The organism is Paenibacillus pini JCM 16418, assembly GCF_000576305.1.
In the GTDB taxonomy this organism is placed as follows: Bacteria; Bacillota; Bacilli; order Paenibacillales; family Paenibacillaceae; genus Paenibacillus_AQ; species Paenibacillus_AQ pini.
Window position 1 is genome coordinate 168,495 of the sequence record NZ_BAVZ01000007.1, and the last position, 23,234, is coordinate 191,728.

18 protein-coding genes, 4 pseudogenes and 1 riboswitch are annotated in these 23,234 nt (G+C 43.6%); of the genes and pseudogenes, 15 read left to right on the plus strand and 7 right to left on the minus strand.

Annotated elements, in window-relative coordinates; genetic code table 11:
- Positions 1-53: 53 nt before the first annotated feature.
- On the plus strand, positions 54-1,955 hold the full coding sequence (uvrC, locus tag JCM16418_RS12275; protein WP_148298797.1) for an excinuclease ABC subunit UvrC: 1,902 nt from the start codon (positions 54-56) through the stop codon (positions 1,953-1,955).
- Here uvrC and JCM16418_RS25910 read toward each other — a convergent pair.
- From JCM16418_RS25910 to JCM16418_RS12280, 3 genes are read right to left on the minus strand one after another with little or no spacing between them, the layout of a single operon-like run.
- The gene (locus JCM16418_RS25910) at positions 1,950-2,111 is read right to left on the minus strand and encodes a hypothetical protein (RefSeq protein ID WP_242403815.1); all 162 of its coding nucleotides are present in this window, start codon (positions 2,109-2,111) and stop codon (positions 1,950-1,952) included. The genes uvrC and JCM16418_RS25910 overlap by 6 nt on opposite strands.
- The gene (locus JCM16418_RS25915) at positions 2,111-2,317 is read right to left on the minus strand and encodes a CPBP family glutamic-type intramembrane protease (protein ID WP_242403816.1); all 207 of its coding nucleotides are present in this window, start codon (positions 2,315-2,317) and stop codon (positions 2,111-2,113) included. The genes JCM16418_RS25910 and JCM16418_RS25915 overlap by 1 nt, the downstream gene beginning before the upstream one ends.
- Positions 2,318-2,348: 31 nt before the next feature.
- A complete protein-coding gene (locus tag JCM16418_RS12280; protein ID WP_242403817.1) occupies positions 2,349-3,638 on the minus strand; it encodes a hypothetical protein in 1,290 nt (429 codons plus the stop codon).
- 299 nt (positions 3,639-3,937) lie between these two features.
- A riboswitch (cyclic di-AMP (ydaO/yuaA leader) is annotated at positions 3,938-4,092 on the plus strand.
- Positions 4,093-4,172: 80 nt separating this feature from the next.
- Between JCM16418_RS12280 and JCM16418_RS12290 the strand changes: the two genes are divergently transcribed.
- The 3 genes and pseudogenes from JCM16418_RS12290 (at position 4,173) to JCM16418_RS12300 (ending at position 7,448) form a co-directional block, all read left to right on the plus strand.
- Positions 4,173-5,501 carry a TrkH family potassium uptake protein gene (locus tag JCM16418_RS12290; protein WP_036649387.1) on the plus strand — a complete coding sequence of 443 codons (1,329 nt, stop codon included), beginning with the start codon at positions 4,173-4,175 and terminating at the stop codon, positions 5,499-5,501.
- 19 nt (positions 5,502-5,520) lie between these two features.
- Positions 5,521-6,188, plus strand: a pseudogene (locus JCM16418_RS12295) (potassium channel family protein).
- An 85-nt stretch (positions 6,189-6,273) separates the two neighbouring features.
- Positions 6,274-7,448, plus strand: a pseudogene (locus tag JCM16418_RS12300) (cation:proton antiporter).
- A 73-nt stretch (positions 7,449-7,521) separates the two neighbouring features.
- On the opposite strand, the gene JCM16418_RS12305 reads toward JCM16418_RS12300, so the two are convergent.
- Positions 7,522-8,424, minus strand: coding sequence for a LysR family transcriptional regulator (locus JCM16418_RS12305; protein WP_036649203.1), 903 nt, complete (start codon positions 8,422-8,424; stop codon positions 7,522-7,524).
- 222 nt (positions 8,425-8,646) lie between these two features.
- On the opposite strand from JCM16418_RS12305, the gene JCM16418_RS12310 reads away from it, so the two are divergent.
- The 4 genes and pseudogenes from JCM16418_RS12310 to JCM16418_RS12325 all read left to right on the plus strand — a co-directional run bounded on the left by JCM16418_RS12310 (position 8,647) and on the right by JCM16418_RS12325 (position 12,654).
- The gene (locus tag JCM16418_RS12310) at positions 8,647-9,315 is read left to right on the plus strand and encodes a succinate dehydrogenase cytochrome b558 subunit (protein ID WP_036649390.1); all 669 of its coding nucleotides are present in this window, start codon (positions 8,647-8,649) and stop codon (positions 9,313-9,315) included.
- A gap of 15 nt (positions 9,316-9,330) precedes the next feature.
- Positions 9,331-11,075, plus strand: a pseudogene (gene sdhA / locus JCM16418_RS12315) (succinate dehydrogenase flavoprotein subunit).
- 18 nt (positions 11,076-11,093) lie between these two features.
- Positions 11,094-11,861, plus strand: a complete 768-nt coding sequence (sdhB, locus tag JCM16418_RS12320; RefSeq protein WP_036649205.1) for a succinate dehydrogenase iron-sulfur subunit — start codon at positions 11,094-11,096, stop codon at positions 11,859-11,861.
- 172 nt (positions 11,862-12,033) lie between these two features.
- Entirely contained in the window at positions 12,034-12,654 is a 621-nt protein-coding gene (locus tag JCM16418_RS12325) for an ion channel (protein WP_081765425.1), read from the plus strand.
- 16 nt (positions 12,655-12,670) lie between these two features.
- On the opposite strand, the gene JCM16418_RS12330 is transcribed toward JCM16418_RS12325, so the two are convergent.
- Entirely contained in the window at positions 12,671-14,050 is a 1,380-nt protein-coding gene (locus JCM16418_RS12330; RefSeq protein ID WP_036649207.1) for an aldehyde dehydrogenase, read from the minus strand.
- A 172-nt stretch (positions 14,051-14,222) separates the two neighbouring features.
- On the opposite strand from JCM16418_RS12330, the gene JCM16418_RS12335 reads away from it, so the two are divergent.
- The 4 genes from JCM16418_RS12335 to JCM16418_RS12350 all read left to right on the plus strand — a co-directional run bounded on the left by JCM16418_RS12335 (position 14,223) and on the right by JCM16418_RS12350 (position 17,800).
- Complete coding sequence (locus JCM16418_RS12335; RefSeq protein WP_373280710.1) at positions 14,223-15,077, plus strand: metallophosphoesterase; 855 nt, start codon at positions 14,223-14,225, stop codon at positions 15,075-15,077.
- Positions 15,078-15,111: 34 nt separating this feature from the next.
- Positions 15,112-15,693 carry a GNAT family N-acetyltransferase gene (locus tag JCM16418_RS23750; protein WP_052020240.1) on the plus strand — a complete coding sequence of 194 codons (582 nt, stop codon included), beginning with the start codon at positions 15,112-15,114 and terminating at the stop codon, positions 15,691-15,693.
- A gap of 39 nt (positions 15,694-15,732) precedes the next feature.
- Entirely contained in the window at positions 15,733-16,680 is a 948-nt protein-coding gene (locus JCM16418_RS12345) for a DMT family transporter (protein WP_036649210.1), read from the plus strand.
- A 205-nt stretch (positions 16,681-16,885) separates the two neighbouring features.
- Positions 16,886-17,800 carry a phosphotransferase gene (locus tag JCM16418_RS12350; RefSeq protein ID WP_036649213.1) on the plus strand — a complete coding sequence of 305 codons (915 nt, stop codon included), beginning with the start codon at positions 16,886-16,888 and terminating at the stop codon, positions 17,798-17,800.
- Positions 17,801-18,033: 233 nt separating this feature from the next.
- On the opposite strand, the pseudogene JCM16418_RS12355 reads toward JCM16418_RS12350, so the two are convergent.
- Positions 18,034-18,845, minus strand: a pseudogene (locus tag JCM16418_RS12355) (histidinol-phosphatase).
- Between the two features lie 55 nt (positions 18,846-18,900).
- Positions 18,901-19,806, minus strand: a complete 906-nt coding sequence (locus JCM16418_RS12360) for a LysR family transcriptional regulator (RefSeq protein ID WP_036649215.1) — start codon at positions 19,804-19,806, stop codon at positions 18,901-18,903.
- A gap of 367 nt (positions 19,807-20,173) precedes the next feature.
- On the opposite strand from JCM16418_RS12360, the gene JCM16418_RS12365 reads away from it, so the two are divergent.
- The 3 genes from JCM16418_RS12365 (at position 20,174) to JCM16418_RS12375 (ending at position 23,154) form a co-directional block, all read left to right on the plus strand.
- Positions 20,174-20,632, plus strand: a complete 459-nt coding sequence (locus JCM16418_RS12365; RefSeq protein ID WP_036649218.1) for a chemotaxis protein CheX — start codon at positions 20,174-20,176, stop codon at positions 20,630-20,632.
- Positions 20,633-20,654: 22 nt separating this feature from the next.
- Positions 20,655-21,452 (plus strand): SDR family NAD(P)-dependent oxidoreductase, encoded by a 798-nt coding sequence (locus JCM16418_RS12370; protein WP_172679231.1) that lies wholly within the window; start codon positions 20,655-20,657, stop codon positions 21,450-21,452.
- Positions 21,453-21,609: 157 nt separating this feature from the next.
- Positions 21,610-23,154 carry a DEAD/DEAH box helicase gene (locus JCM16418_RS12375; RefSeq protein ID WP_036649221.1) on the plus strand — a complete coding sequence of 515 codons (1,545 nt, stop codon included), beginning with the start codon at positions 21,610-21,612 and terminating at the stop codon, positions 23,152-23,154.
- Positions 23,155-23,234: the final 80 nt, after the last annotated feature.

The window sequence follows — 23,234 nt, forward strand, 5'->3', positions numbered from 1 at the left end:
ATTTCGTACTTTTCTCATATAATAAGATCATCGGGAGGGGGAGGAATACGAGCATGGAAGATTTTGCGAAGGCGCTACAGGAGCAGGAGAAGGCGATGGAGAATATCCGTCATAAGCTAGCACTGCTACCCGATTTGCCCGGATGCTATTTGATGAAGAATGCAGAGGGCACCATTATTTATGTGGGTAAGGCAAAGGTTCTCAAGAACCGTGTAAGGTCTTATTTTACGGGAAGTCATAATGGCAAAACACAAAGACTCGTCGCGGATATCCGTGATTTTGAATATATCGTAACCGGAAGTAATATTGAGGCACTCATTCTTGAATGTAATCTAATTAAGACTCATTTACCACGCTATAACGTATTGCTTAAAGATGATAAGACTTTTCCATATATTAAAATAACCAATGAGAAGCACCCGCGGCTCGAAGTGACCCGCCGTATTCTCAAAGATAAAGCACAATACTTCGGACCTTATCCGAATGCTTACGCTGCCCAGCAGACGAAGAAGCTGTTGGACCGGATGTATCCACTACGTAAATGCGGTGTGATGCCCAAAGAAGTATGCCTGTATTATCATATGGGGCAATGCTTGGCTCCATGTGAGAAAGAAGTTGATACCAAAGAATATGACCATATTCGTCAGGAGATCAGCTCTTTTCTAAGTGGTGGGCATGAGGAAATTAAGAAGGAACTGAAGCGCAAGATGCAAGAGGCTGCCGAGGATCTTTATTTTGAAAGAGCCAAGGAACTACGAGATCAAATTATGAACATCGATGCCATTATGGAGAAACAGAAAATTACTTCAGTGGATACGAAAGACCGGGATGTGCTGGGATTTGCTGTGGACAAGGGCTGGATGTGTGTGCAAATTCTTTACATGCGTCAAGGGAAAATGATTCAGCGTCACGCCTCCGTATTTCCTTTCTACGGAGAAGCATACAGTGATTTTATGTCCTTTGTAACACAGTATTATAGCGATAACCCAGCTTTACCACAGGAAATGCTTTTGCCTGATCTACCTATACCATTGGAAGAAGCTGCGGCTGGTGTTTCTGTAGAGCTAAACCAAACGATTGAGGGTGCTACTTCAGGGGAAGAAACAGCTACTGCAGAAATTATGGATGCGATGAGCGGAGCTACGGCACTTCAGGAATGGCTTGGCATTAAAGTGTTAGTGCCTCAACGGGGTACGAAGAAACAGCTAGTAGGTATGGCTGAGCAGAATGCTAGAGTAGCACTTGATGAGAAGTTCCGTTTAATTGAACGGGATGAAGAGCGTACTTCTAAAGCGGCAAGCAATCTGGGTGAACATATTGGAATTGATTCATTGCACCGAATTGAAGCTTTTGATAACTCTAATATTCAAGGAACGAATCCAGTCTCCGCGATGGTTGTATTTATAGATGGTAAACCGGAGAAGAAAGAGTACCGCAAATATAAAATCCGTTCCGTTCAAGGACCGGATGATTATGATACGATGCGTGAAGTTGTGCGTCGTCGGTATGAGCGAGCGCTGAAGGAGAATCTCGAACTTCCAGATTTAATTGTCGTGGATGGAGGTAAGGGGCAAATTTCAGCAGCTGCAGATGTACTGCAGAATGAATTGGGGCTATTCATTCCCGTATGCGGTCTAGTTAAAGATGTGAAGCATAGAACAGCACAACTGATGGTTGGAGATCCACCAGAGCCCATCTCGCTAGCGCGTGACAGTCAAGAATTCTACTTGCTACAGCGTATCCAAGATGAGGTTCACCGTTTTGCAATTACATTCCACCGCGAACAGCGTGGTAAATCCATGGTGACATCGAAGCTAGATGCAATACCAGGTATTGGCGAGAAACGGCGCAAAGTGCTACTTAAACATTTTGGTTCACTTAAAAAAATAAAAGAGGCCAGTGTCGAAGATTCCGGCCTCTCTCGATTGGCGAGAAACTCGCCAGAGAAATTATAACTGCCCTTCAGGATGAGGAGTCGTAATATACGACTTCTCTTTCTTTTTGGGGCTAAAGAGGTAAATCAGATAAGCGATGACGGCTGGCATGATCAGAGCAGCGATACCTACGGTAATATTGAGTGCATCGCCTAGCATCATGATGCTAAGACCCATTAGAATGCTGTCGAAGAGACATGGCTGAACATAACCGTGATATATCCATGCCTTAGGAAAATCAGACTGAATATTAATCCAACAATGGTTAGTTCAATCGGGCGAGAGATGACTGGATATATTGGATAGAGCGTATGTCCAAGCGCCCAGATTAAGGTAGGGATTAAGCATGCGATAAAGGTATTACGAACAATTTTCTTCATCATTGGAATCCCAAATAGTCTGTACACGGCTTCTTCAGAAATACCGGCCATCCAAGCATGATTGGCAGCAGCCAAGGATATACCATATTATAAGGAGACTGTGTAGCATCTGTCGTAGACCAAGTATGTATGGTCTTATCAAGTACAATGTAAATGATGGACTGTACCCCGAGCAGAATGAAAGCCCATAAATAACCTGTGAACATGCTGTGAAGCACGTATTTTCCGTATCCAGCTCTTTGGCACGTGCCCAAGGATTGATGCCAAGTTTACGCCATAACCCGTTTCCTCCAACGAGTGAGAAGTAGAGTAGCACTGTCATAAGTAGGGTTAAGATACCCTGGATAATAAAGGCAAACTGTAGACCTGCACCAGATAAGCCTTGGGACTTAAATACTGGTAGCATGTTGATTGCACTAAGCATAGATACAACGAAATAGAATACGCTTAGGAAAATTCCTCTTTTAAAGGAAGTATGTTGTCTGGTTAGAATGCTGTAAATAATAGCCAGAACGCCAAGCGCAAAGGTTAATAACGCATATCCGAGTCCTGTTAGCCATTTTGCTTTATTAGTCTCTTTTTTTACATAATCTGAATGAGATTCTGGAACCGCGAAGACGGGCTCAAATGATCGAATCTGACCTTCCTCATAGGTAAAGGTGAGTTTTAGCTTGGAATCTCGAATGGTTCTGGAGTTATCGGTGTATACCAATCCAGCTTCATCGGCACCACTTGTTACTTGTAGTTTAGTCTTATCAAATCCCCAGGCTTTGATTACAGGAAGAGCAAGCTGCTCTTTCTCTTCTTGTGATATATTGCCTTCAACGATATGCATTTTCTCGCTCCGAAGGTTTGAATCGGATTGGAGTAAGGCTGCTGCGTAGTTTGAATAAGCAGGTTCTTGTGAATAAGCAAGAGCTTTGCCTGTATTCATATGTACATCGACATTCACATAGCCCCCTGTTTCTTCAGGTAGGCGAACACGGTATATATCATAGGGAAACTGCTTTTCAAAAGTTTTATTATATTTGTCTAAGAGCTTTTCTTTGGATAAATATCCATATAAATCGGAATGGCTCTGATACGTTACTAGCGCCTTTTCCGTGTCTACAATTTTCATATGTAAGACAGATGCAGCAAATGTGCGTGCCGTGCCTTCGGCCTCACTTTTGCTTATGACCTTCGTATTTTGCTGGTTTAGGGTATCTGAGGAAGAAGAAGGGAACACTTGAAAAATTAAAAATAAAACAAGGCCAATGCCTCCGAGTAAACCGAGCAGTTTATAATTCACTTTGAGCACTAACGGCTCTCCAATGGGATTCATATATTTCCCCCTTATCATTTATAGTTAAATAACAATATAAGGTAAAGATAGCACACGATATCTATCTATAGCCAGTATTCCCGAAAAAGATGGTATTAAAAGAAGAGAAAAACTGTGGGAAAAAGCGAAATCAGAAGAAAATGGAAGCATGATATAATGTTTGTTTTATAATCAGGTCATTTTCAGTTCCATACTCTCCAATTAAACCTTTGTGAAGTCTAACATTTAGGATTATAATTTTGATGCCATATAGATTGAATGAAGTTTCAATACATATATGCTTGTTCATATGAATTTAATTGAATATAACGCCGAATTTCTATTTGAAAGCGGGGGAACCATTATTTATGGGGTGAAGTTCATTTATCGTCTCTTTTGTAGACCGAAGGTGAACCGGGCAACCTGTGCATGCCCGAATCCGTCAGCTAACCTCGTAGGCGTTATGCAAGCAGGAGCCAAACCGAAGGGCATTGGATTTCCGATGTCTTTTTTTGTTTTGATTTTTTTGAAGAGGTGACTAATGTGCTTACTAAAATGAAATGGTTTCAGCTATCTCCACCGCAAATTCTCGTCATGGGGTTTGCCGCAATTATTCTAATTGGGACCTTTCTGCTAATGTTACCGATATCCAACACAACAGGGAGGCCTCTGAATTTCATCGACGCGCTGTTTACCTCGACTTCAGCCACCTGTGTAACTGGTCTTGTTGTCAAAGATACAGGTACATTCTTTAGTACGTTTGGGCAGGTAGTCATTATTGTACTCATTCAAGTCGGCGGATTGGGATTCATGACTATGGCAACATTGTTCGCATTGGCATTTAAGCGGAAAATTTCATTACGTGATCGATTGCTGCTGCAGGAAGCGATGAATCAGGGTTCAATGGAAGGCATTGTACGGCTTATCCGTAAAGTGCTGTTCTATTCATTAGCTATTGAAAGCTGTGGAGCTATTCTCCTAGCCTTCCGGTGGTCCTTCGATATGCCGATTGGGAGAGCAATATATTACGGTATTTTCCACGGTATTTCAATGTTTAACAATGCAGGATTTGACTTGTTCGGGCATTTCAACAGTTTAACCGGATATGTTTATGATCCATTAGTTAACTTTGTTGTGATGTTTCTAATCGCATCCGGAGGTATTGGATTCATCGTCATGTCCGATTTAGTGGATTTTCGTAAAAAACGTAGACTTTCGTTACATACCAAAGTGGTACTGTCTATGACAGGCGCTTTAATCATTATTGGTGCCATTGTTATATTCATATTTGAATTTACCAATCCGAAGACGCTGGGATCGCTCAATTGGGGCGGCAAAATTCTGGCTTCCTTCTTCCAATCCGTTTCTCCACGAACGGCGGGAGCAAATACGATTGATCTAGGAGCCATGCGCCAGGCATCCCAGTTTTTCATAGTTATTCTTATGTTCATTGGGGCTTCACCCGGTTCAACGGGCGGAGGGATCAAGACGACGACCTTTACCATTATGATAGGTGCTGTTATTGCGATGATACGAGGAAAAGAGGATATCGTGCTCTATCGTTATCGTTTGCCACAAGAACGTATTTTTAAAGCACTTACGATTACCTTTCTAGCCTTGCTGCTTGTGGTAGGGGTATCCATGGTTCTCTCGACAACAGAGGATAGCAGCTTCCTGATGATTCTGTACGAAACGACCTCAGCCTTTGGTACAGTGGGATTGACTATGGGTTTAACTACACATTTAACAGTCATCGGTAAAATCCTTATAAGTTTGACGATGTTTGCTGGCCGTCTTGGTCCGCTTACGCTTGGTTATGCACTTGGGCCTAAAAAGGGTAAAGAATTGTATCGGCACCCTGAAGGTAAAATAATTATTGGATAGAGGAGTTAATTGGAGAGAGATGAAGATACAACAATTTGTCGTGATCGGTTTAGGTCGTTTCGGATCAAGCCTGGCACTTGAGCTTATGGATTTAGGATATGAGGTACTGGGTCTTGATAAAAATGAAGAGATTGTCAATGATCTTAGTGATCAGTTGACCCATACAGTTGTAGCTGATGCGACCGACGAAGAAGTATTGAAGTCGCTCGGAATTCGTAATTTCGATTGTGGAATCGTGCTATTGGCGATGATATTCAGATGAGCATTCTGGCAGCCATATTGCTGAAAGAATTAGGAGTACAAACGGTAGTTGCTAAAGCAATATCTATTCTACATGGCAGAGCATTAGAAAAACTCGGTGTAGATCGCGTCATATTCCCAGAGAGGGATATGGGTATTCGTGTGGCTCACCAGCTTGTTACGCCAAATCTTGTTGATTACATTGAGATATCTAAAGATTACAGCATCGTAGAAATGACCGTTCCGGCTACTTTGGATGGTAGAACGTTGAACGAGGTCAACACGAGAACACGTTTTGGTTGTAGTATTGTTGCACTTCATAGACCAGGTGGAATTATCATTGCTCCAACAGCGATGGACAAATTACAAACCGGAGATATCATGGTTATTATCGGTTCGAACGTAAATATTGATCGTTTTGAAAAAGAAGCTGCGGATATAAATTAGAGAGCGGGAAGAAAATATGGAGTCGTCCACAACGGAAATCATTCATCATATCTTAATTCTGCTGCTCTTCGTCATTACGATCGGAATGTTATCCGGTCGGTTAGCGGCGTGGCTTAAGTTACCCGATGTAGCTGTATTTATTGTCGTTGGTATGTTGATTGGTCAAGGACTTCACCTCATTAATACAACGAGCAGTTCGTTAATGAATCAACTCATTCTAAGCGTGGGATCAGCTCTGATTCTGTTTGATGGTGGTAGAAATCTAAAACTGAGCGGGCTTCGTAAAGTATGGATTACGTTGACGATGCTAAGTATTCCAGGGGTCATTATTACCACAGGGGTTGTGGGCTTGGCAGCCCATTTCCTGTTCAGAATAGATTGGATATATGCTTTTCTGGCAGCGGCTGTTATTGCTTCTACAGACCCGGCTCCATTATACCTGTCTTCAAGCAAGTGAAGATTAAAGAGCGTGTTCGTGAAACGGTAGAGAGTGAATCGGCCTTTAATGATGCAACAGGGTCAATTCTGACCTTTGCTCTGCTCGCTGCAGTTACAGGTGGCGGTTCATTACATATTGGAATGATGGCTTGGGATTTTGTAAAAACAGCGGTTGGCGGTATTGTTGTGGGTGCAGTGATCGCCATAATATTAACGTATTTGGTTGCCCATTTCCGTCTTGGTGTACTTAAGGACTATACGACGATCGCGATGATTGTTGTGGCACTTTCTTCTTATTTAATAGGAGACCTTCTGCATGTTAGCGGATTTATGGCGACGTTTGTTGCAGGACTGATATGGGGAAATGCCGATACGATGGGATTATCAATGGATGATAAGCTTGAAGAAACTAGATCGTTCGCGGATAATACGAGCGTTATGATGAGAATGTTAATCTTCATTCTTCTGGGCAGTCAGGTCAATTTTCAGGTGCTCGGTCAATATTTATGGCCAAGTCTGATTACGGTGTTAGTACTGATGTTCATTGCACGGCCACTCACGATTCTTCTATGTGCATTGCCAGACCGCAAGGTGAAATGGTCTTGGCGTGAGCTTATATTTATGATGTGGGTACGTGAAACGGGTGTTATTCCAGCTGCTCTAGCAGGTATGATCGCTGGGTTAGGGGTGGCTCATGCCGACGTTATTTCAGCCGTAACATTTATGGCCATCATGCTTACGATTCTAATTCAGGCGAGCACAACGGCTTTCGTAGCCCGCAAGTTAGGGCTGGAAGTGAAATCGGTGCCCGGAAACAAATAAGATTCAAAATGAAAATAGCGAAGAGCCCTGCCATCTCATGCAGGGCTCTTTTAATATGGAAATCACAATCTCCTCAGTTGAGGCTCATCCGTCTGAAGAGTAGACTTGTCTCTTCGATCCAGAGTCTGGCTCCTACGGTCATACCCGCATTTACAGCGTAGATGAGCGACGTCGTGCGCCGAGTTTCTTTCAAATCCGGGATATGAATAGAGACTAGATCATTGTCTGCGAGCAGTTGACTCCGCAAATAAGATTTAGGTAGTAGCGCTGCTGCTTTGCAGGTTGGAAGTAATCGTACAATGGCCTCAAAAGAATCCATTTCCATGCGGATGTCTGGAACGATGCCAGTACGATGAAATAGATCGTCCGTTAATTTGCGATACCAAGTTCCTGTTGAAAATATAATCATAGGTAGACCCTGCATGAGCTCCATACCCGCATTGGGTTGGTCAGTCAGCGGATGGTTTCGGGGGAGCACGAGTACTAGATGGTCATCAAAGAGAGGAATGCAGCGTAGTCCAGTCTCTTCTATAGATGAGGCGACAATGCCCGCATCCACTTTCTTATCACGTACTGCCGAGACAATCTCGTGCGTTTTGCCCGTTATAAGTTTCAACTCTGCTGTAGGGTGTTTCTCCATAAATGCATTAACCAAGGGAGGAAGTGTCGTCTGAAGCGTCGTCAAGCTAGCGCCTAAGGTGACAGCAATTTGATCATCTCCTTTGTACTTAGCAATCACCTGCATGAATTTAAGCTGCTGCTGTCGTTGCTCAAGTGCGAAGGTATATGCTGTTTGTCCAAAAGGAGTTAGCTCCAAACGCTTGCCACGGCGATTAAAAAGGCTGACGCCTAGATCTGCTTCAAGTTTTGCAATTTTACGTGAGAGAGCGGGCTGTGATAGGTTTAATAGCTTCGAAGCTTTGTTCAAACTGGATTGCTCAACAACGGTTGCAAAAACATCGAGATCTTCAAACAATATATTCACCTTCCTGATATTAGGGTATAAAAATAGGAGGCATATTACCTCTTATGCGTTTGTGTTATAACTATTAATAATAATATTGCAATTCCATTATAAGATAAAAAGGAGTAACATGAAAAGTGCCACAAGTTGTTCACACTTTTATGGAACTTGGGCTATTCTTATGAAATGTTGATTTTTGAAAATGTTGTATATGAGAAAGGGGTACGTCAATTTATGAAGGGTTACTATGCCAGAAAGCTTCACTCGCTTCTGGGGGTCATTCCGCTCGCTTTATTTTTTATTGAGCATGCGCTGACGAATTTTGGCGCGTTTGAGGGAGGGCCTAGCCGGTTTAATGCAGGGGTAAAACTGCTCAATGACCTTCCGCTTGTACTTGTGCTTGAAGTTGTGCTTATCTACTTACCACTTCTTTATCACGGTGTGTACGGGCTGTATATTGCCTATCAGGCGAAGCCAAATAACGGTCGCTTCGGTTACGAGCGCAACCTGCGTTACTTGTTGCAACGTGTTACCGGGGTTATTACGTTCGTCTATGTAATTTGGCATGTGTATGAGACTCGTATTCAAGTGGCGCTTGGTAATGTGACACATGAACAACTAGGTTCAGTTATGCATGACATCGTTACTCAGCCTGTATTATTTACACTTTACTTAATCGGTGTTATTTCTGCATCTTTCCACTTCGCTAACGGCATCTGGTCTTTCCTTGTAAGCTGGGGAATCACGGTTGGGCCGAGAGCACAACGCGTATCTTCATATATTTGTATGACATTATTTGTCCTTGTTTCTATTATGTTTGTATTGTCTCTCATTGCATTCCGCAGAGTAGAGTTCCAAGAAGCATCCGTATGGATTGATACGGTTAAGTCAGTTCTAAGTTAAGGAGAGTGAGCAGGAATGGCAACATCTAATATTATTATCGTGGGCGGCGGCCTGGCAGGGCTTATGGCTACCATCAAAGCAGCAGAAGCAGGCGTCCATGTTCACTTATTTTCATTAGTACCCGTAAAAAGATCGCACTCCGTTTGTGCACAGGGCGGTATTAATGGCGCTGTTAACACAAAAGGGGAAGGAGATTCTCCTTGGCTACACTTTGATGATACGGTATACGGCGGTGACTTCCTAGCTAACCAACCTCCGGTTAAAGCCATGTGTGATGCTGCACCAGGTATCATTCACTTGATGGACCGTATGGGCGTTATGTTTAGCCGGACACCGGAAGGACTTCTGGATTTCCGTCGTTTCGGAGGAACTAAATTTCACCGTACGGCTTTTGCAGGAGCAACAACGGGACAACAATTGCTATATGCACTTGATGAGCAAGTTCGCCGTCATGAGGCAGAAGGTCTTGTAACGAAGCATGAGCATTGGGAATTCTTGCAAGCTGTTGTAGATGATGAAGCGTATGCCGCGGTATTTGTGCTCAAGATCTGCGTTCAATGGAAATTCACACGTTTGCAGCGGATGCTGTTATTATGGCGAGTGGTGGACCTGGTATTGTGTTCGGTAAAACTACGAACTCCGTCATTAATACGGGAACTGCAGCTAGTGCGCTATATCAACAAGGTGCTTATTATGCGAATGGTGAGTTTATTCAAATTCACCCGACTGCGATTCCAGGTGATGACAAGCTGCGCTTGATGTCGGAATCTGCTCGTGGTGAAGGTGGACGGATCTGGACGTATAAAGACGGCAAGCCTTGGTACTTCCTTGAAGAGAAATATCCGGCATACGGCAACTTGGTTCCGCGTGATATTGCGACTCGGGAAATCTTCCATGTATGTGTAGATGAAGGTTTGGGTGTAAACGGTGAGAACACCGTATACCTTGACCTATCACATAAAGATCCGAAGGAACTAGATGTGAAGCTCGGCGGTATCATTGAAATCTACGAGAAATTCACCGGTGATGATCCACGGAAAATTCCGATGAAGATCTTCCCAGCAGTCCATTATTCCATGGGCGGCATTTGGGTAGATTATAACCAAATGACAAATATTCCGGGTCTCTTTGCAGCTGGTGAATGTGATTATCAATACCACGGAGCTAACCGTCTAGGTGCTAACTCTCTTGTATCCGCTATTTATGGCGGTATGGTAGCAGGACCTAAGGCTGTTGAGTATATCAAAGGATTGAAGAAATCGGCTCAAGACTTATCTCCTAGTTTGTACGATGGTTACAAGAAACAACAAACGGACAAGTACGAAGGTATCTTGAAGATGAACACAGGTAATGAGAATGCTTATGGTATTCATAAAGAGCTTGGTGAAATCATGACCAACAATATGACCGTTGTGCGATATAACAAAAAGCTTGAGCAAACCATCAGCACGATTAAGGATATGAAGGTGCGTTACAAGAATATCAACATCAATGATACGTCACGTTGGAATAATCCGGGCGTAGCGTTTACCCGTCAACTGTGGAACATGCTGGAGTTAGCTGAAGCGATGACACTCGGAGCGTTGCTGCGTAACGAAAGCCGTGGAGCTCACTACAAACCTGAATTCCCAGATCGTAACGATGAGGAGTTCTTGAAGACAACAAAAGCGAAGTGGACTCCGAACGGACCTGAAATTTCTTATGAACCTGTGGACGTTTCCTTGATTCCTCCGCGGATTCGCGATTATTCCAAAGATTAAGTAGAAGGGGGAATAGACATGGCGGAAACAACTGCTTCCCAAAAAAAATTAGTGAAGTTTATCATTACTCGTCAGGATAGCCCTGATTCTGCATCATATGTTGAGGAGTTTGAAATTCCTTACCGTCCCGGAATGAATGTCATCAGTTCACTGATGGAAATTCAACGTAATCCGGTAAACGTAAAGGGTGAATCCATTGCTCCTGTATGTTGGGAATCCAACTGTCTGGAGGAAGTGTGCGGAGCTTGTTCAATGGTTATTAATGGCAAACCGCGTCAAGCCTGTGCTGCTCTGATTGATAATCTGGAGCAACCAGTTCGTGTACAACCGATGAAGACATTCCCAGTTGTGCGTGACCTTGTTATCGACCGTAGCCGGATGTTTAATGCATTGAAACGGGTTAAAGCATGGATTCCAATTGATGGAACCTATGATTTGGGACCAGGACCTCGTATGCCAGAGAAGAAGCGTCAGTGGGCTTACGAGTTGTCTAAATGTATGACTTGCGGAGTATGTCTAGAAGCATGTCCTAACGTGAATGACAAGACGGACTTTATTGGTCCAGCAGCCCTATCGCAAGTACGCCTTTTTAACGCTCATCCAACGGGCGAAATGAATGCTGACGAACGTTTGGATGCACTCATGCAGGATGGTGGTATTGAAGGCTGTGGTAACTCTCAGAACTGCGTACGCTCATGCCCGAAAGGCATTCCGCTTACGACGTCCATCGCAGAGATCAACAAACAAACCACCAAACATATGTTTAAACAATGGCTTGGTGTATAAGCTTGAACTAACTGACACCCCTATGATTGTGTTCGATTGCAATCATAGGGGTGTTTTAATGTATAAATATGGATTAAATTTACTTTCTAATCCATATTGTTGGTTAGTGGATCATCACGCGGGGTTAATCAATCAATGAAGGATGACTTGTGAAAGAATGGAGCGTGACAACGTGACATGGTGGATGTGGATTGTTAATATTGTGGGATTGGCTGCTTTAACATATGTATTCTACAATTTTGAGAAGAAATGGACTAGTAAGGCCGTGCTCCTTGCCCCAATTACGATATATGTACTGATTTCGGTTGAAGATTTATTGGAATGGATTGATCTAATGTCTATTGTTCCGGGAAAAGGAGGGATGCGTGCACTGATTTTGATTTTTTGTCTAATTTCTGTTATTTTTTATATTCTCTATATCTTCAACAAAATTGCTGAATCTGCTATTAACAAAAATGTACAGCTAATGAAGTTAGTTAGCCGAATCAGTATGGCAGCTCTTACCTGTATTCTTTTCTTCATGATTATATATACATCCATCTATAAGCTGTTTGGTGAAACGGCCTTTGAGGGCAAGAATATTGGATCCGATCTATTAAGCCAGCTCATTTCCTTTTTATATTTCAGCGTGGCTACATTTGTTACGGTTGGTTATGGTGACATTTCAGCCGTCGATAATACTTCACGACTCGCAGTCATTATGGAGATTGCATTCAGTTTTATTACAGTAGGCTACGCCCTATCGATGCTTAGTATGTTCCGTAAAATTTTCAAGCCTGGTCCTGATGAGTGAAAAAAGAAGCCATTATTCATGGCTTCAGAAGCTTACGCAAATATTTTAATCCGTTCTTCGAAGAGGGATAGCGGAATTTAAAATCGAAGGCGGTTGTTTGCTTGAGGACACTTTTTTGATGTGAGAAGCATTCGAAGCTACTCTGCCCATGATAAGAACCAATTCCGCTCTCTCCGACACCTCCAAAAGGTAAATAAGGGGTGGCGATATGCATTAAGGTATCGTTGATGGTGCCGCCTCCAAAAGAAACTTGCTCGATAACGATGTCTTGTATCTCTTGCTCTTGACTGAATAGATACAGAGCGAGAGGTTTAGGACGATTATTAATCATATCTATGGCATCTTGAATTTTGTCATACACGATAATAGGTAGGATCGGACCAAATATCTCCTCCTGCATAACAGGCATATCCCAAGTGATATGGTCGAGCAGTGTAGGTTCAATACATAGCTGTTCTGGAGATGTTTTACCACCGCTAACGACGGTGCCTTGGTCTAAGAAAGCAGCTAGACGCTTAAAATGCTTCTCCGAGACAATATGACTATAGTCTGGATTCGTTAAAGGCTCTTTACCATAGAACTCGGTGATCTCCTCTTTAAGATGCAAAAGCAATCGATCTTTTACTTTGCTATGCACTAACAAATAGTCTGGGGCAATACAAGTCTGACCAGCATTCGTAAACTTACCAAAAGCAATACGCTTTGCTGTCAGTTTGAGCGGCGCATCCCAGTGAACGATACAGGGACTTTTGCCGCCTAGCTCTAGCGTAAGCGGAATCAGCTGTTTCGCAGCTGCTTCCATCACAATGCGCCCTACATTTACACTTCCCGTAAAGAAGATGTAGTCAAATGGCTGCTGTAGTAGCTGTTGGCTGACTTCTGCACCCCCTTCAATTGTAGCTACATAATCTTCCTCAAAAGTGTTACCGATCATTGAACAGAGCAATGCCGAGAGGTTCGGCGTGAGTTCGGATGGTTTCAGAACAGCAGTATTACCCGCAGCAATAGCTCCGATCAGCGGCGCTATTGCTAATTGGAAAGGATAGTTCCAAGGAGCAATAATCAACGCTGTACCGTAAGGTTCAGGAACGATATATCCTTTACTTCCGATATGAGTGAATGCAGTTCTCACTTTGCGCGGAGCCATCCATTTTTTTAGTTTTTTAAGGGTGTATGATATTTCTCCATAAATGATGCCGATTTCTGTTGAATACGCTTCATATTCGCTTTTATTCAAATCTTGTTTTAAAGCGTCAATAATTTGTCGTTCATGCGATACGATAGCTTCTCGTAAACGTTTCAACTGCGTTATCCTGAATTCTAAAGTCCGAGCAGTTCCACTGCGGTGAAAATGTTTTTGTTTCTGTATGAGTTCAGCCATGGTATCGTTATTCATATGCGCACCATCCTTTTTGAAATGGAAAAGATGTTCAATAATCATTATACAGGGAGGCTGTATAAAAATGAAAAAGAATCAGCAGCCTCATGATGCTGCATTTCAGGAAGAGTTATCATTAGCCCAGAATGAATTCAAAGAGCAAGCATCTAGCTATCCACCACGTGGGAGTATGAACAGTGAAGCTATGACTCGCAGGCAGTTTTTAAAGCGCAGTGGAGCGACTCTACTGGGTACAGGGATACTGGCTGGGGGTTATGCATGGTTGTGGGAACCAAGGCAATTAGATGTAACTTATCATACACTTCGCTTTGAGCGTCTCCCAGCGGCTTTTGATGGCATGAAAGTTGTCCAATTCAGCGATGTGCATCTTGGATTTTATTCTAATGAAGCTTACATAAAGCGAATTATGGAACGAATTCAACAAGAAAAGCCGGATATGATTTGTTTTACGGGAGATATTGTGGATGGGGAAGCAGAGCCTATGAGAGCTTACATGCCATATTTATATAGCTTACAGGCTCCTATGGGGAAATTTGCAGTGCTGGGTAACCATGATTTTTGGGGACAGCCGGATAAGGTTATGCAGATGTTAGGAGATTGTGGATTTAAGGTATTGGTTAATGCGAATCATATAGTGAAGAGTCAAGGACACAGCATCGCAATTGTGGGTCTAGATGATCAATTGTTAGGGACGCCTGATCCGGACAAAGGGCTTCAAGGCATCCCAGAGGATATGTTTACATTACTTCTCATGCACGAACCGGATTATGCCGATGTTACTGCAGATTATTCATTTGATATTCAGCTATCCGGACATAGTCATGGTGGACAGGTTCGCTTGCCTCTACTTGGCGCTCTGATGCTGCCACTAGGCTCTAAACGTTATATTAAGGGAATGTATAAAGTCGGACCCAGATCTATGCCGCTGTATGTTAACCGTGGTATCGGGGAAACTCATCTACCATTACGGTTTATGTGTAAGCCGGAGCTTACCGTATTCACTCTGAGAACCTCGCATACGTAATCATTTCCTTGTGGACAGGAAGGGGATATACTTAATGTTTGGACGTAGTGCCTATCATGACAAACGGCTACCCGTATGTGAAGGCGAGCGAATCAGTTTAGTGCAGATCACGAAGCAGGATGCACCGTATGTATCAGAAATTGTTTCGGACCCGTTTGTGATGCGTTATGTGACCCAAGGCACTCTATTCAATTTTTCACGTTCCCGGCGTATTGTTTCAGAGATCCTCAGTACAGGTCGTCATGGCTCAATGCATTATGGGATTTGTCTTCCCGGACGCGACGGGCCGATTGGCGTTGTATCCTTTCAGCATTGGCGTCCTGAGAAACATGAGGCCATGATTGGATATATGTTAGATCGTTCTTGTTGGGGGCAGGGACTAGCAACTGAAGCGCTCAGACTCCTTCTTGATTTCGGATTCAGAGAGCTGGAGTTGAAACGGATTGAAGGCAAATGCCATGCGGTGAATACTGCTTCGGAACGAGTCATGCAGAAGAATGGCATGCAGCTTGAACAAACGATGATGCAGAGACGAGGGTTGTTCTCGTCAGCAAGTGAAATGAAATTATACCGAATGACAGATGAAATGTATGGTATTCTTCATACTTCGGATTAGAACAAAACGAATAAAGCTATAAAGGAGAAATTATTAGTTGTGAAGGCGGAGACATGGTTTAGACATCCAGGAGGTATTTTGGTCAGCTCTCTGGCAGCAACAATGCTTTGGGGAAGTGCATTACCCGTAATTAAGTTAAGCTATGCTCATATAGGCATCGAACCAGGGGATACGTTTGAACAGTGGTTATTTGCAGGATACCGCTTTACACTGGCAGGATTAATGCTGGTACTGCTCTCCATGCTCCTTAATCGAAAGAGAAGAGATAACATCACAACCTTGCCTTGGCCGAGGCTTCTGCGTTTGGGCGTGGTGCAGACGTTGCTACAATACTTGGTTCTGTATGTAGGCTTAAGCTACAGTTCAGGCGTAGAAGGTTCTATTCTAGTGGGCTCGACATCCTTATTTCAAATTCTGTCAGCAAGGCTCTTGGACAATCGTGAACGTTTAAATGCGGGTAAGTGGTTCGGACTGTTGATGGGTTTCTCAGGCATACTGGTCATAGGATTTGCTCAGCAGGGTATGCATGTTACATTCGGGATCGGAAGCGTGCTTTTGCTTGCATCAGCGATATTTGGCGGCTTTGGTAATGTGCTTGCGAAGCGGGAAAGTGGATATGAATCTGTGATTTCTCTGACAGGGAAACAAATGTTGGTTGGTGGTCTAGGTCTATTGATCTTAGGAGCCTTAAATACAGGGCTTACCCCATTTCATTTAGATGCTGAGGGCTGGGGCTTACTCATGTATCTTTCTCTACTGTCTGCGGCGGGATTTGCGCTTTGGAATACGGTGATGAAGTATAATGATGTGGGAAAAGTATCCTTATATTTGTTCTTAATTCCTGTGTTTGGGGTATTATTATCTACTTTGTTGCTTGGTGAAAAGTTATCCATTTGGATCGGCGCTTCTTTACTTCTTGTAGTAACAGGCATTATTATTGCGAACCGGGCGGGAAGAAAGAAAGTTGAGAACATCGTTCGTAATTAGCTTTGTTACACAAATGAAATATTACTGTTACGGAACTCTAACAGAGACAGGATACAATGTACTCATGACCCCCTTTTTGAAAATATAAATGATGTTTGGGACCCGCACGTGACGGGTCCTCTTTTTTTGTTTTGGTTATGTTAAACGACGGAAAACAACGTGTGAAAGGCGTAAATAACGTAAGAAACGAGGAGGTAGACAAATCATGGGAGGAACGAATGTATGGGATGCGGAGTGGGAGGTTAACGAGGAGCAGGCGCGGACGCTGATCGGCAGACAATTCCCTCAGCTGTCATCGAAGCAAGTGAAGCGAATGGGCTGGGGCTGGGACAATACGGTTTTTCTCATCGGTGATGAGTACGTGTTCCGATTTCCAAGAAGAACGATTGCAGTTGGCTCAATTCGTATGGAAGGGAAGCTGCTGCCGAAGCTGGAGGCATATATGACCATCCCCTATCCGAAACCGTTGTTTTATGGCGAAGCAAGTGACGAATACCCTGCACCATTTCTTGGCTATACCTACGTGCCAGGAGATTTCCCAATCGGTTTGACCGAAGAACGCCGGGCTTTATCGGCAGAGACGCTGGCGAACTTTTTGCGGAGATTGCATGAGTTTCCGGTGCAGGCGGCGCTGAAGTACGGAGTTCAGCAGGATCATCGAAACTTGACGGACATAGCATCGCGCAAAGTGAAATTGGAGGGCTTTCTATCGAAGGTGGTTGAACACTTGTCGCCAGAGGAGTCCGATGTGATCGAAGCGTATATTAGCAGTCTGCAAAAGGACCATGTCGAGGCGGTGAATACACTGCTACATGGCGATCTTCATTTCAAAAATATGCTTGTGAATGAGATCGGGATCGTTTCCGGCATCATTGATTGGGGCGATCTGAGCATAGGCCATCCGGCTTGCGATTTGAGCGTTGCTTATAGCTTTTTACCACCTTACGCTCGTGGCGTGTTTTTCGAAACGTACGGAGGAGCGGACGAAGAAACGAAGCTGCTGGCGCGGCTGATAGCGGTATACATCCCCATCCTGATCTTAATGCAAGCGATCGATGACGGGAATGAAGCGATTGCGGCAGAGGCGAAATCCATCATCATGCGGGCACTGTCGGATTAGGCTCATTATTTCGTTAGCGGCTATGTGGCTATTGCTATCGGCACCATTTTGTCGTTTAAAGGCCGCGATAAGGTAAGACCCGACTTCTCTGATGCCGCTTTATGTTTCGGAACACGAAATTCAACAGAGTAGGTCGTTGCGCTAACGGGACACGATAGCAATAAGCCGCCTTTTCAACGAATGCGGTTTTCTTATGGTCAAATATCAACATTAGAATTTAACATAGCCTTTTTTTAAGGCAATGAAACAACTTGTTTCTGTTTATTCTTGTAATACACCCATTCTCTATATCCGATTTCCCTTAGGCGTGACGCCACTTCCTCAAGATCATCTGCAACGCGGGAAGGTTTATGGGCATCTGACCCGAATGTAACTTGTACTCCGAAATGGTGAGCCCGCTCTAAGATGGCATCCGCTGGATACCAACCCCCACTAAGCTTGGTTTTACCCGATGTATTGATTTCAATAGCTACACCGCATTCAGCGATGACCTGCAACGTCTCATCCAAATCCGTGTGCCTGGAATATCTGCAAAGGCAGGGTAATTGCCTTTCATGGCATCAATATGCCCAAGGATTTGAAATAAACCGCTACGAGCAGAGGCCTGGATCAAGTGGTAGTATTGTTCCTTCACAGCGATATGTGCTGTTTCGTCTAGTCCCTTCCAGCGATTGCGGTTAAATATACTCAAACCGCCAACATTATGTACCGATCCGATAATATAGTCCATTGGATAACTGCCCAATACCTGCTTATATAGTGACGCATGCTCTGGGAAGAAATCAGATTCGACGCCTAGTAGAACATCTATTTTTCCTGTGTATTCAGCTTTTAGCTTAAGTACTTCAGCAACATAGTGCTGTAGCTCAGACTTACCCATGGCAATGCGAGGAAAGGCTTGCTCTTCTTGTTCGCCAAAATAAGGAGTGTGATCTGAGATACCAATCACTTCAAGACCTGCGGCGATCCCCGCTTCAATATAATCGCGTATATTTCCATCTGCATGTCCGCAGCGGAAATGATGAGTGTGAAGGTCTAACTTCATGGATGCGATTCCTCCTTGAATTTGAAATGTACATATTCATTCTCATTCTTTATTCTCATTCGGAGCTGATAAACTGTGTTTCCGGCATTCCTTTTAGGTCGCTTAGAAATTGCTGCATGGCTGAGTTTAAGTACCTGCCTGATCTGTAAATAACACCGACGGGATGGCTTACTTCGAGTTCTGAGAGTGCGATAATTTTGAGTGTGCCGTGCCGAAGTTCGCTTGCTACAGACTGTTTTGACATAATTGCAGCCCCCAAGTTAATTTCAACCATTCGTTTAATTTCCTCACTACTCGATAGTTCGATGACAACATTAGGCACAATGCCATGTTTTTTAAATATTGCATCTGCAAAACGTCTGCCGACTGTGTCGTGGGAGAGGAGAATCAAGGGTGTTTCCCGCAGTACATCGACTGAAGCAGCCCCTTGTTTACGTGCCAATGGATGCCGCGGAGAGACTACTAACTCGAACGTGTCATAGTAGAGCACGGAGGTCATCAGATTCGGATTACGCTCAATGAGATAGCCTATGCCTACGTCGATCTGACCATTAACTACACTGTTATAAATTTGAGAAGAGGCCATGGATTGGATTGAAGTTTTGATAAGCGGGAACTGATCTTGGAAATAAGAAAGTACCCGTGGCAAAATTTGAATGGCTATTGAAGTAGTTGTACCAAGGACAATATGTCCTTGTGGTGTTTGGTCAAGGTCTGATAAACGTTGCTTCAGATCTTCGACAACAGTAAGGATTTGTTCCGCATGCTCAAGGAATACTTGACCACGATCTGTAAGAGTGACGGGTTGGTTACGGTCTACAAGCACCGTTTTAAACTCATCCTCTAAACTTTTGATCTGAGCGGATACGGCAGGTTGAGTTAAATTCAATAACTCCCCAGCTTTACGGAAACTCATGGTCTTGGAGATGGTAATCAGGGTCTCCAGTTGACTGATATTCATGCATGTCCTCCTTAGACTGTATTTCGGTCATGTTGGATCTGCATTATGCCGATCATTCTATATGTTTAAATTATATGGGATTCAAAGAGACAGAGCAATGGATGTGCAGAATAACTGTAGTTAAATGGGAAAAATTCGTCATAGTATTCAAAGAACGGCGGTTAGGACCGATAAACATAGAGGGTTGATATTAAAATTTGCTCAAATAGGAAAAACGGTTTAGTAAATAGGGAACAAAGACCCTGTCTGCTGTCGCAAATGAAATTATGATGATTTATTCTAGGGTTTAAAGTATAATTGCTTCAAATGAATTATGGGACTTTGGTACTCTATTTAACAACGTGTTATAGAAGGGGGGTATTCATTTATGAAGGCGGAAGTCATCAATCCTTTTCTGGAGTCCGCACGGATAGTCATCGAACAAGTCATTCAGGTTTCTCCATCAGCGGGAACTCTGGGTATTAAAACGGTGGAATTAATCCACGGTCATATATGGATTCAGATCGGCATGACCGGCCAGCTCAGCGGAAATATTATTTTTGGTATTCAAGAGACCGTTGCTTTACGAATGGTATCGATTATGATGGGTGGATACGTGATGACTGAGATGGATGAGATGGGGCAAAGTGCCATATCTGAGCTTGGCAACATGATCAGTGGTAATGCCAGTACCATTCTGTCCAATCAAGGAGTTAGCGTGGATATTACACCACCTAAAGTCGTGAAGAGCGAGCAAATAACTTCATTTTTACCGCAAAAAGCACTTAGCATTCCTTTAATAATGGATGGAATTGGTGAACTGGATATTCAAGTTATGATTTCTTAGAATAAGGGTAAGATGATGTAGGATGCCCTTAGGAGGAATCGGAATCGTGTTAAAAAATAAGGTAGTATTCATTACGGGTGCTTCGAGTGGGATCGGCGCGTTGACCGCACAAATGGTGAGTAGCCAAGGGGCTATTCCTATACTGGCTGCGCGCTCACAGCAACGTCTTGAGGAGACTGCTCGGTTGATTCAAGGACCACATGAGATTAGATTAATGGATGTTACTCAGGAAAATGAGGTACAGCGGACTCTAGAAGATATTATACATAGATACGGCGGTATTGATATTTTACTGAACAATGCAGGTTACGGTAAGTTTGAAAATGCTCTTGATATGCCAGCAGAAGAGTATGGCAAAATGATGGACGTGAACTATATGGGAACCGTCAGATGCACGAAGGCGGTGCTCCCTCATATGTTGCAGCGCAAGCGTGGACAGATTATCAATGTTGCCTCGATGGCGGGAAAGATTGGTACAGCGAAATCTACTGCTTACACGGCTACCAAACATGCGGTGCTCGGTTTTAGTAATTCCCTTAGACAAGAGCTGCGAGGTACAGGGATTACGGTATCGACGATTAATCCGGGGCCGATTGATACTGCTTTTTTTGAACAGGCAGATCCATCTGGATCATACGTAAACAATGTCCGTTGGCTTATGATGAAGCCTGAGCATGTAGCACGCAAAATTGTTAGGGTGATGAATACACGTAAGGAAGAGATAAATCTTCCTGTGTCAGCAGCAGCGGCTATGCGTTTATACCAACTTTTTCCCCGTCTGTCGGATAGGCTGACTTATCGCATGATGAATAAGAAGTAGATATCGGCCCATTCTGGGGCCTTTTTTTTTGTGTAATCGGGTCTAATGGATAAACATTGTAGGGTTTTCGTACACATACATTGAAAGATATTTGGTAGGGAGCCGTTTATAACATATAATGAAAAAGAATGATTTCAAACACAAAGGATGGACATACATGAGTTCTACTACTTTTGAAGCAATAGGTTTAAATACAGATTTGAATAACAAACTAATGGAATTTGGCATTACTGAACCATCACCGGTACAAGTTCAAGCGATACCTGCTATTTTGAGTGGTGCAGATGTACTTGCACGCTCACAGACAGGAACGGGCAAAACGCTTGCTTATCTGTTACCGCTATTACAATCCATAGACCCAGAGCTGAAGTCTACACAGAAGCTTATTCTAGCACCAACGCAAGAACTGGCTATGCAAATTGTACGTGAGGGTGAGAAGTACGGAGAGCAGCACGGCATTGGTGTGCTTGGTCTGATTGGAGGAGCAGCGGTAAAACGTCAGGTGGAGAAGTTGAGACTACATCCACAGCTTGTCGTAGGTACACCAGGGCGAGTTCGCGAACTGATTGAAGTACGAAAGCTGAAGATGCATACCGTTTCGACCATTGTCGTTGATGAAGTGGATCAGGTATTTCAGCTTGGTGGTGCGGGTGATGTAGATCGTATACTTCGCAGCGCGCTCCGTGACCGTCAATTGGTATTTCTATCCGCTACGGTTAGTGCAGACACAGCTAACCTCGTTAAGCGGGAAATGAATCAGCCTGTTGAAATCGGCATAGATCCAGATCAATCAACGGCAGCAGGACTTTCTCATTATTATTTTGTGAGTGAAGAACGGGACAAGATGAACATGCTGCGTCGTTTAATTCACCAGTACAAGACCAAAAAGGCGATTGTATTTGTGAACATGACGGAGACCATCGGTGAGGTAGAGGCGAAATTGAACCACTTAGGCATTGCCGCGAAGGCATTATATGGTGATGCTGATAAAATGGCACGTAGCAGCGTCCTATCTGGATTTCGTAGTGGGAAGTTTAGAGTACTCGTTGCGAGTGATGTAGCGGCACGGGGACTCGACATTGAAGGGCTGGATGTAGTCGTCAACTATGATCCTCCAACGGATTCAGAGCATTACGTACACCGAGCTGGACGTACTGGACGGATGGGACGTACAGGTACAGTACTATCTATTGTAACGAGTCGGCAATTGTTCATTATGAAAAAGTTTACGAAAGAACTACAAATTCAGCTGGATGAGCGTACACTTTTTGGTGGTAAAGTTGTGGATCCTGCATCGGCTCCACAGACTGAGCGCGAAGGGAATCGTCGTGATAAGAAAGAGTTGTCTGCAGACAACAGCCGCAGATCAAGTGAGACACGTGCTCCTGAGATGAACTCAGGTACACCTATAATCGCTCGTAAACCATTAACGACAACTAATCGTCCTATTACCGCAAACAGCAGTGTAGTGACTTCAAAACCGGTACAAGCTGAATCTAATCGTAATGGTAGTAAAGTTCAAGCTGCACCTGAAACAACGGATACAGCACAAGGCACGCCAACAGATGCTTCACCTAAAAAGGAAGCATTCCGTGGGGGGAAACCAGCAGAAATGAAACGTCTCAGCAAGAGTGAGAAGGAACGTGCGCGTAAGAACAAGGGAGCTCCGAAATGGTTGAAAGATAAGCCATCACGTGACTAGGGCCTTTAAGCGTACATGTGAAGATTATCTTATGGATTCAGCCAGCAGCTGATACTTAGAGCAGCATGCTGGCATAGATG

Bases quoted from the DNA above. Each gene is read 5' to 3' on its own strand.
- JCM16418_RS12365 (WP_036649218.1), top strand. From the start codon at position 20,174: ATGAAGGCGGAAGTCATCAATCCTTTTCTGGAGTCCGCACGGATAGTC.
- JCM16418_RS12370 (WP_172679231.1), top strand. From the start codon at position 20,655: ATGCCCTTAGGAGGAATCGGAATCGTGTTAAAAAATAAGGTAGTATTC.
- JCM16418_RS12310 (WP_036649390.1), top strand. From the start codon at position 8,647: ATGAAGGGTTACTATGCCAGAAAGCTTCACTCGCTTCTGGGGGTCATT.
- JCM16418_RS12280 (WP_242403817.1), bottom strand. From the start codon at position 3,638: ATGAATCCCATTGGAGAGCCGTTAGTGCTCAAAGTGAATTATAAACTG.
- JCM16418_RS25915 (WP_242403816.1), bottom strand. From the start codon at position 2,317: ATGATGAAGAAAATTGTTCGTAATACCTTTATCGCATGCTTAATCCCT.
- sdhB (WP_036649205.1), top strand. From the start codon at position 11,094: ATGGCGGAAACAACTGCTTCCCAAAAAAAATTAGTGAAGTTTATCATT.
- JCM16418_RS12375 (WP_036649221.1), top strand. From the start codon at position 21,610: ATGAGTTCTACTACTTTTGAAGCAATAGGTTTAAATACAGATTTGAAT.
- JCM16418_RS25910 (WP_242403815.1), bottom strand. From the start codon at position 2,111: ATGGGTCTTAGCATCATGATGCTAGGCGATGCACTCAATATTACCGTA.
- JCM16418_RS12360 (WP_036649215.1), bottom strand. From the start codon at position 19,806: ATGAATATCAGTCAACTGGAGACCCTGATTACCATCTCCAAGACCATG.
- JCM16418_RS12350 (WP_036649213.1), top strand. From the start codon at position 16,886: ATGGGAGGAACGAATGTATGGGATGCGGAGTGGGAGGTTAACGAGGAG.
- uvrC (WP_148298797.1), top strand. From the start codon at position 54: ATGGAAGATTTTGCGAAGGCGCTACAGGAGCAGGAGAAGGCGATGGAG.
- JCM16418_RS12290 (WP_036649387.1), top strand. From the start codon at position 4,173: ATGAAATGGTTTCAGCTATCTCCACCGCAAATTCTCGTCATGGGGTTT.
- JCM16418_RS12330 (WP_036649207.1), bottom strand. From the start codon at position 14,050: ATGAATAACGATACCATGGCTGAACTCATACAGAAACAAAAACATTTT.
- JCM16418_RS23750 (WP_052020240.1), top strand. From the start codon at position 15,112: ATGTTTGGACGTAGTGCCTATCATGACAAACGGCTACCCGTATGTGAA.
- JCM16418_RS12335 (WP_373280710.1), top strand. From the start codon at position 14,223: ATGAACAGTGAAGCTATGACTCGCAGGCAGTTTTTAAAGCGCAGTGGA.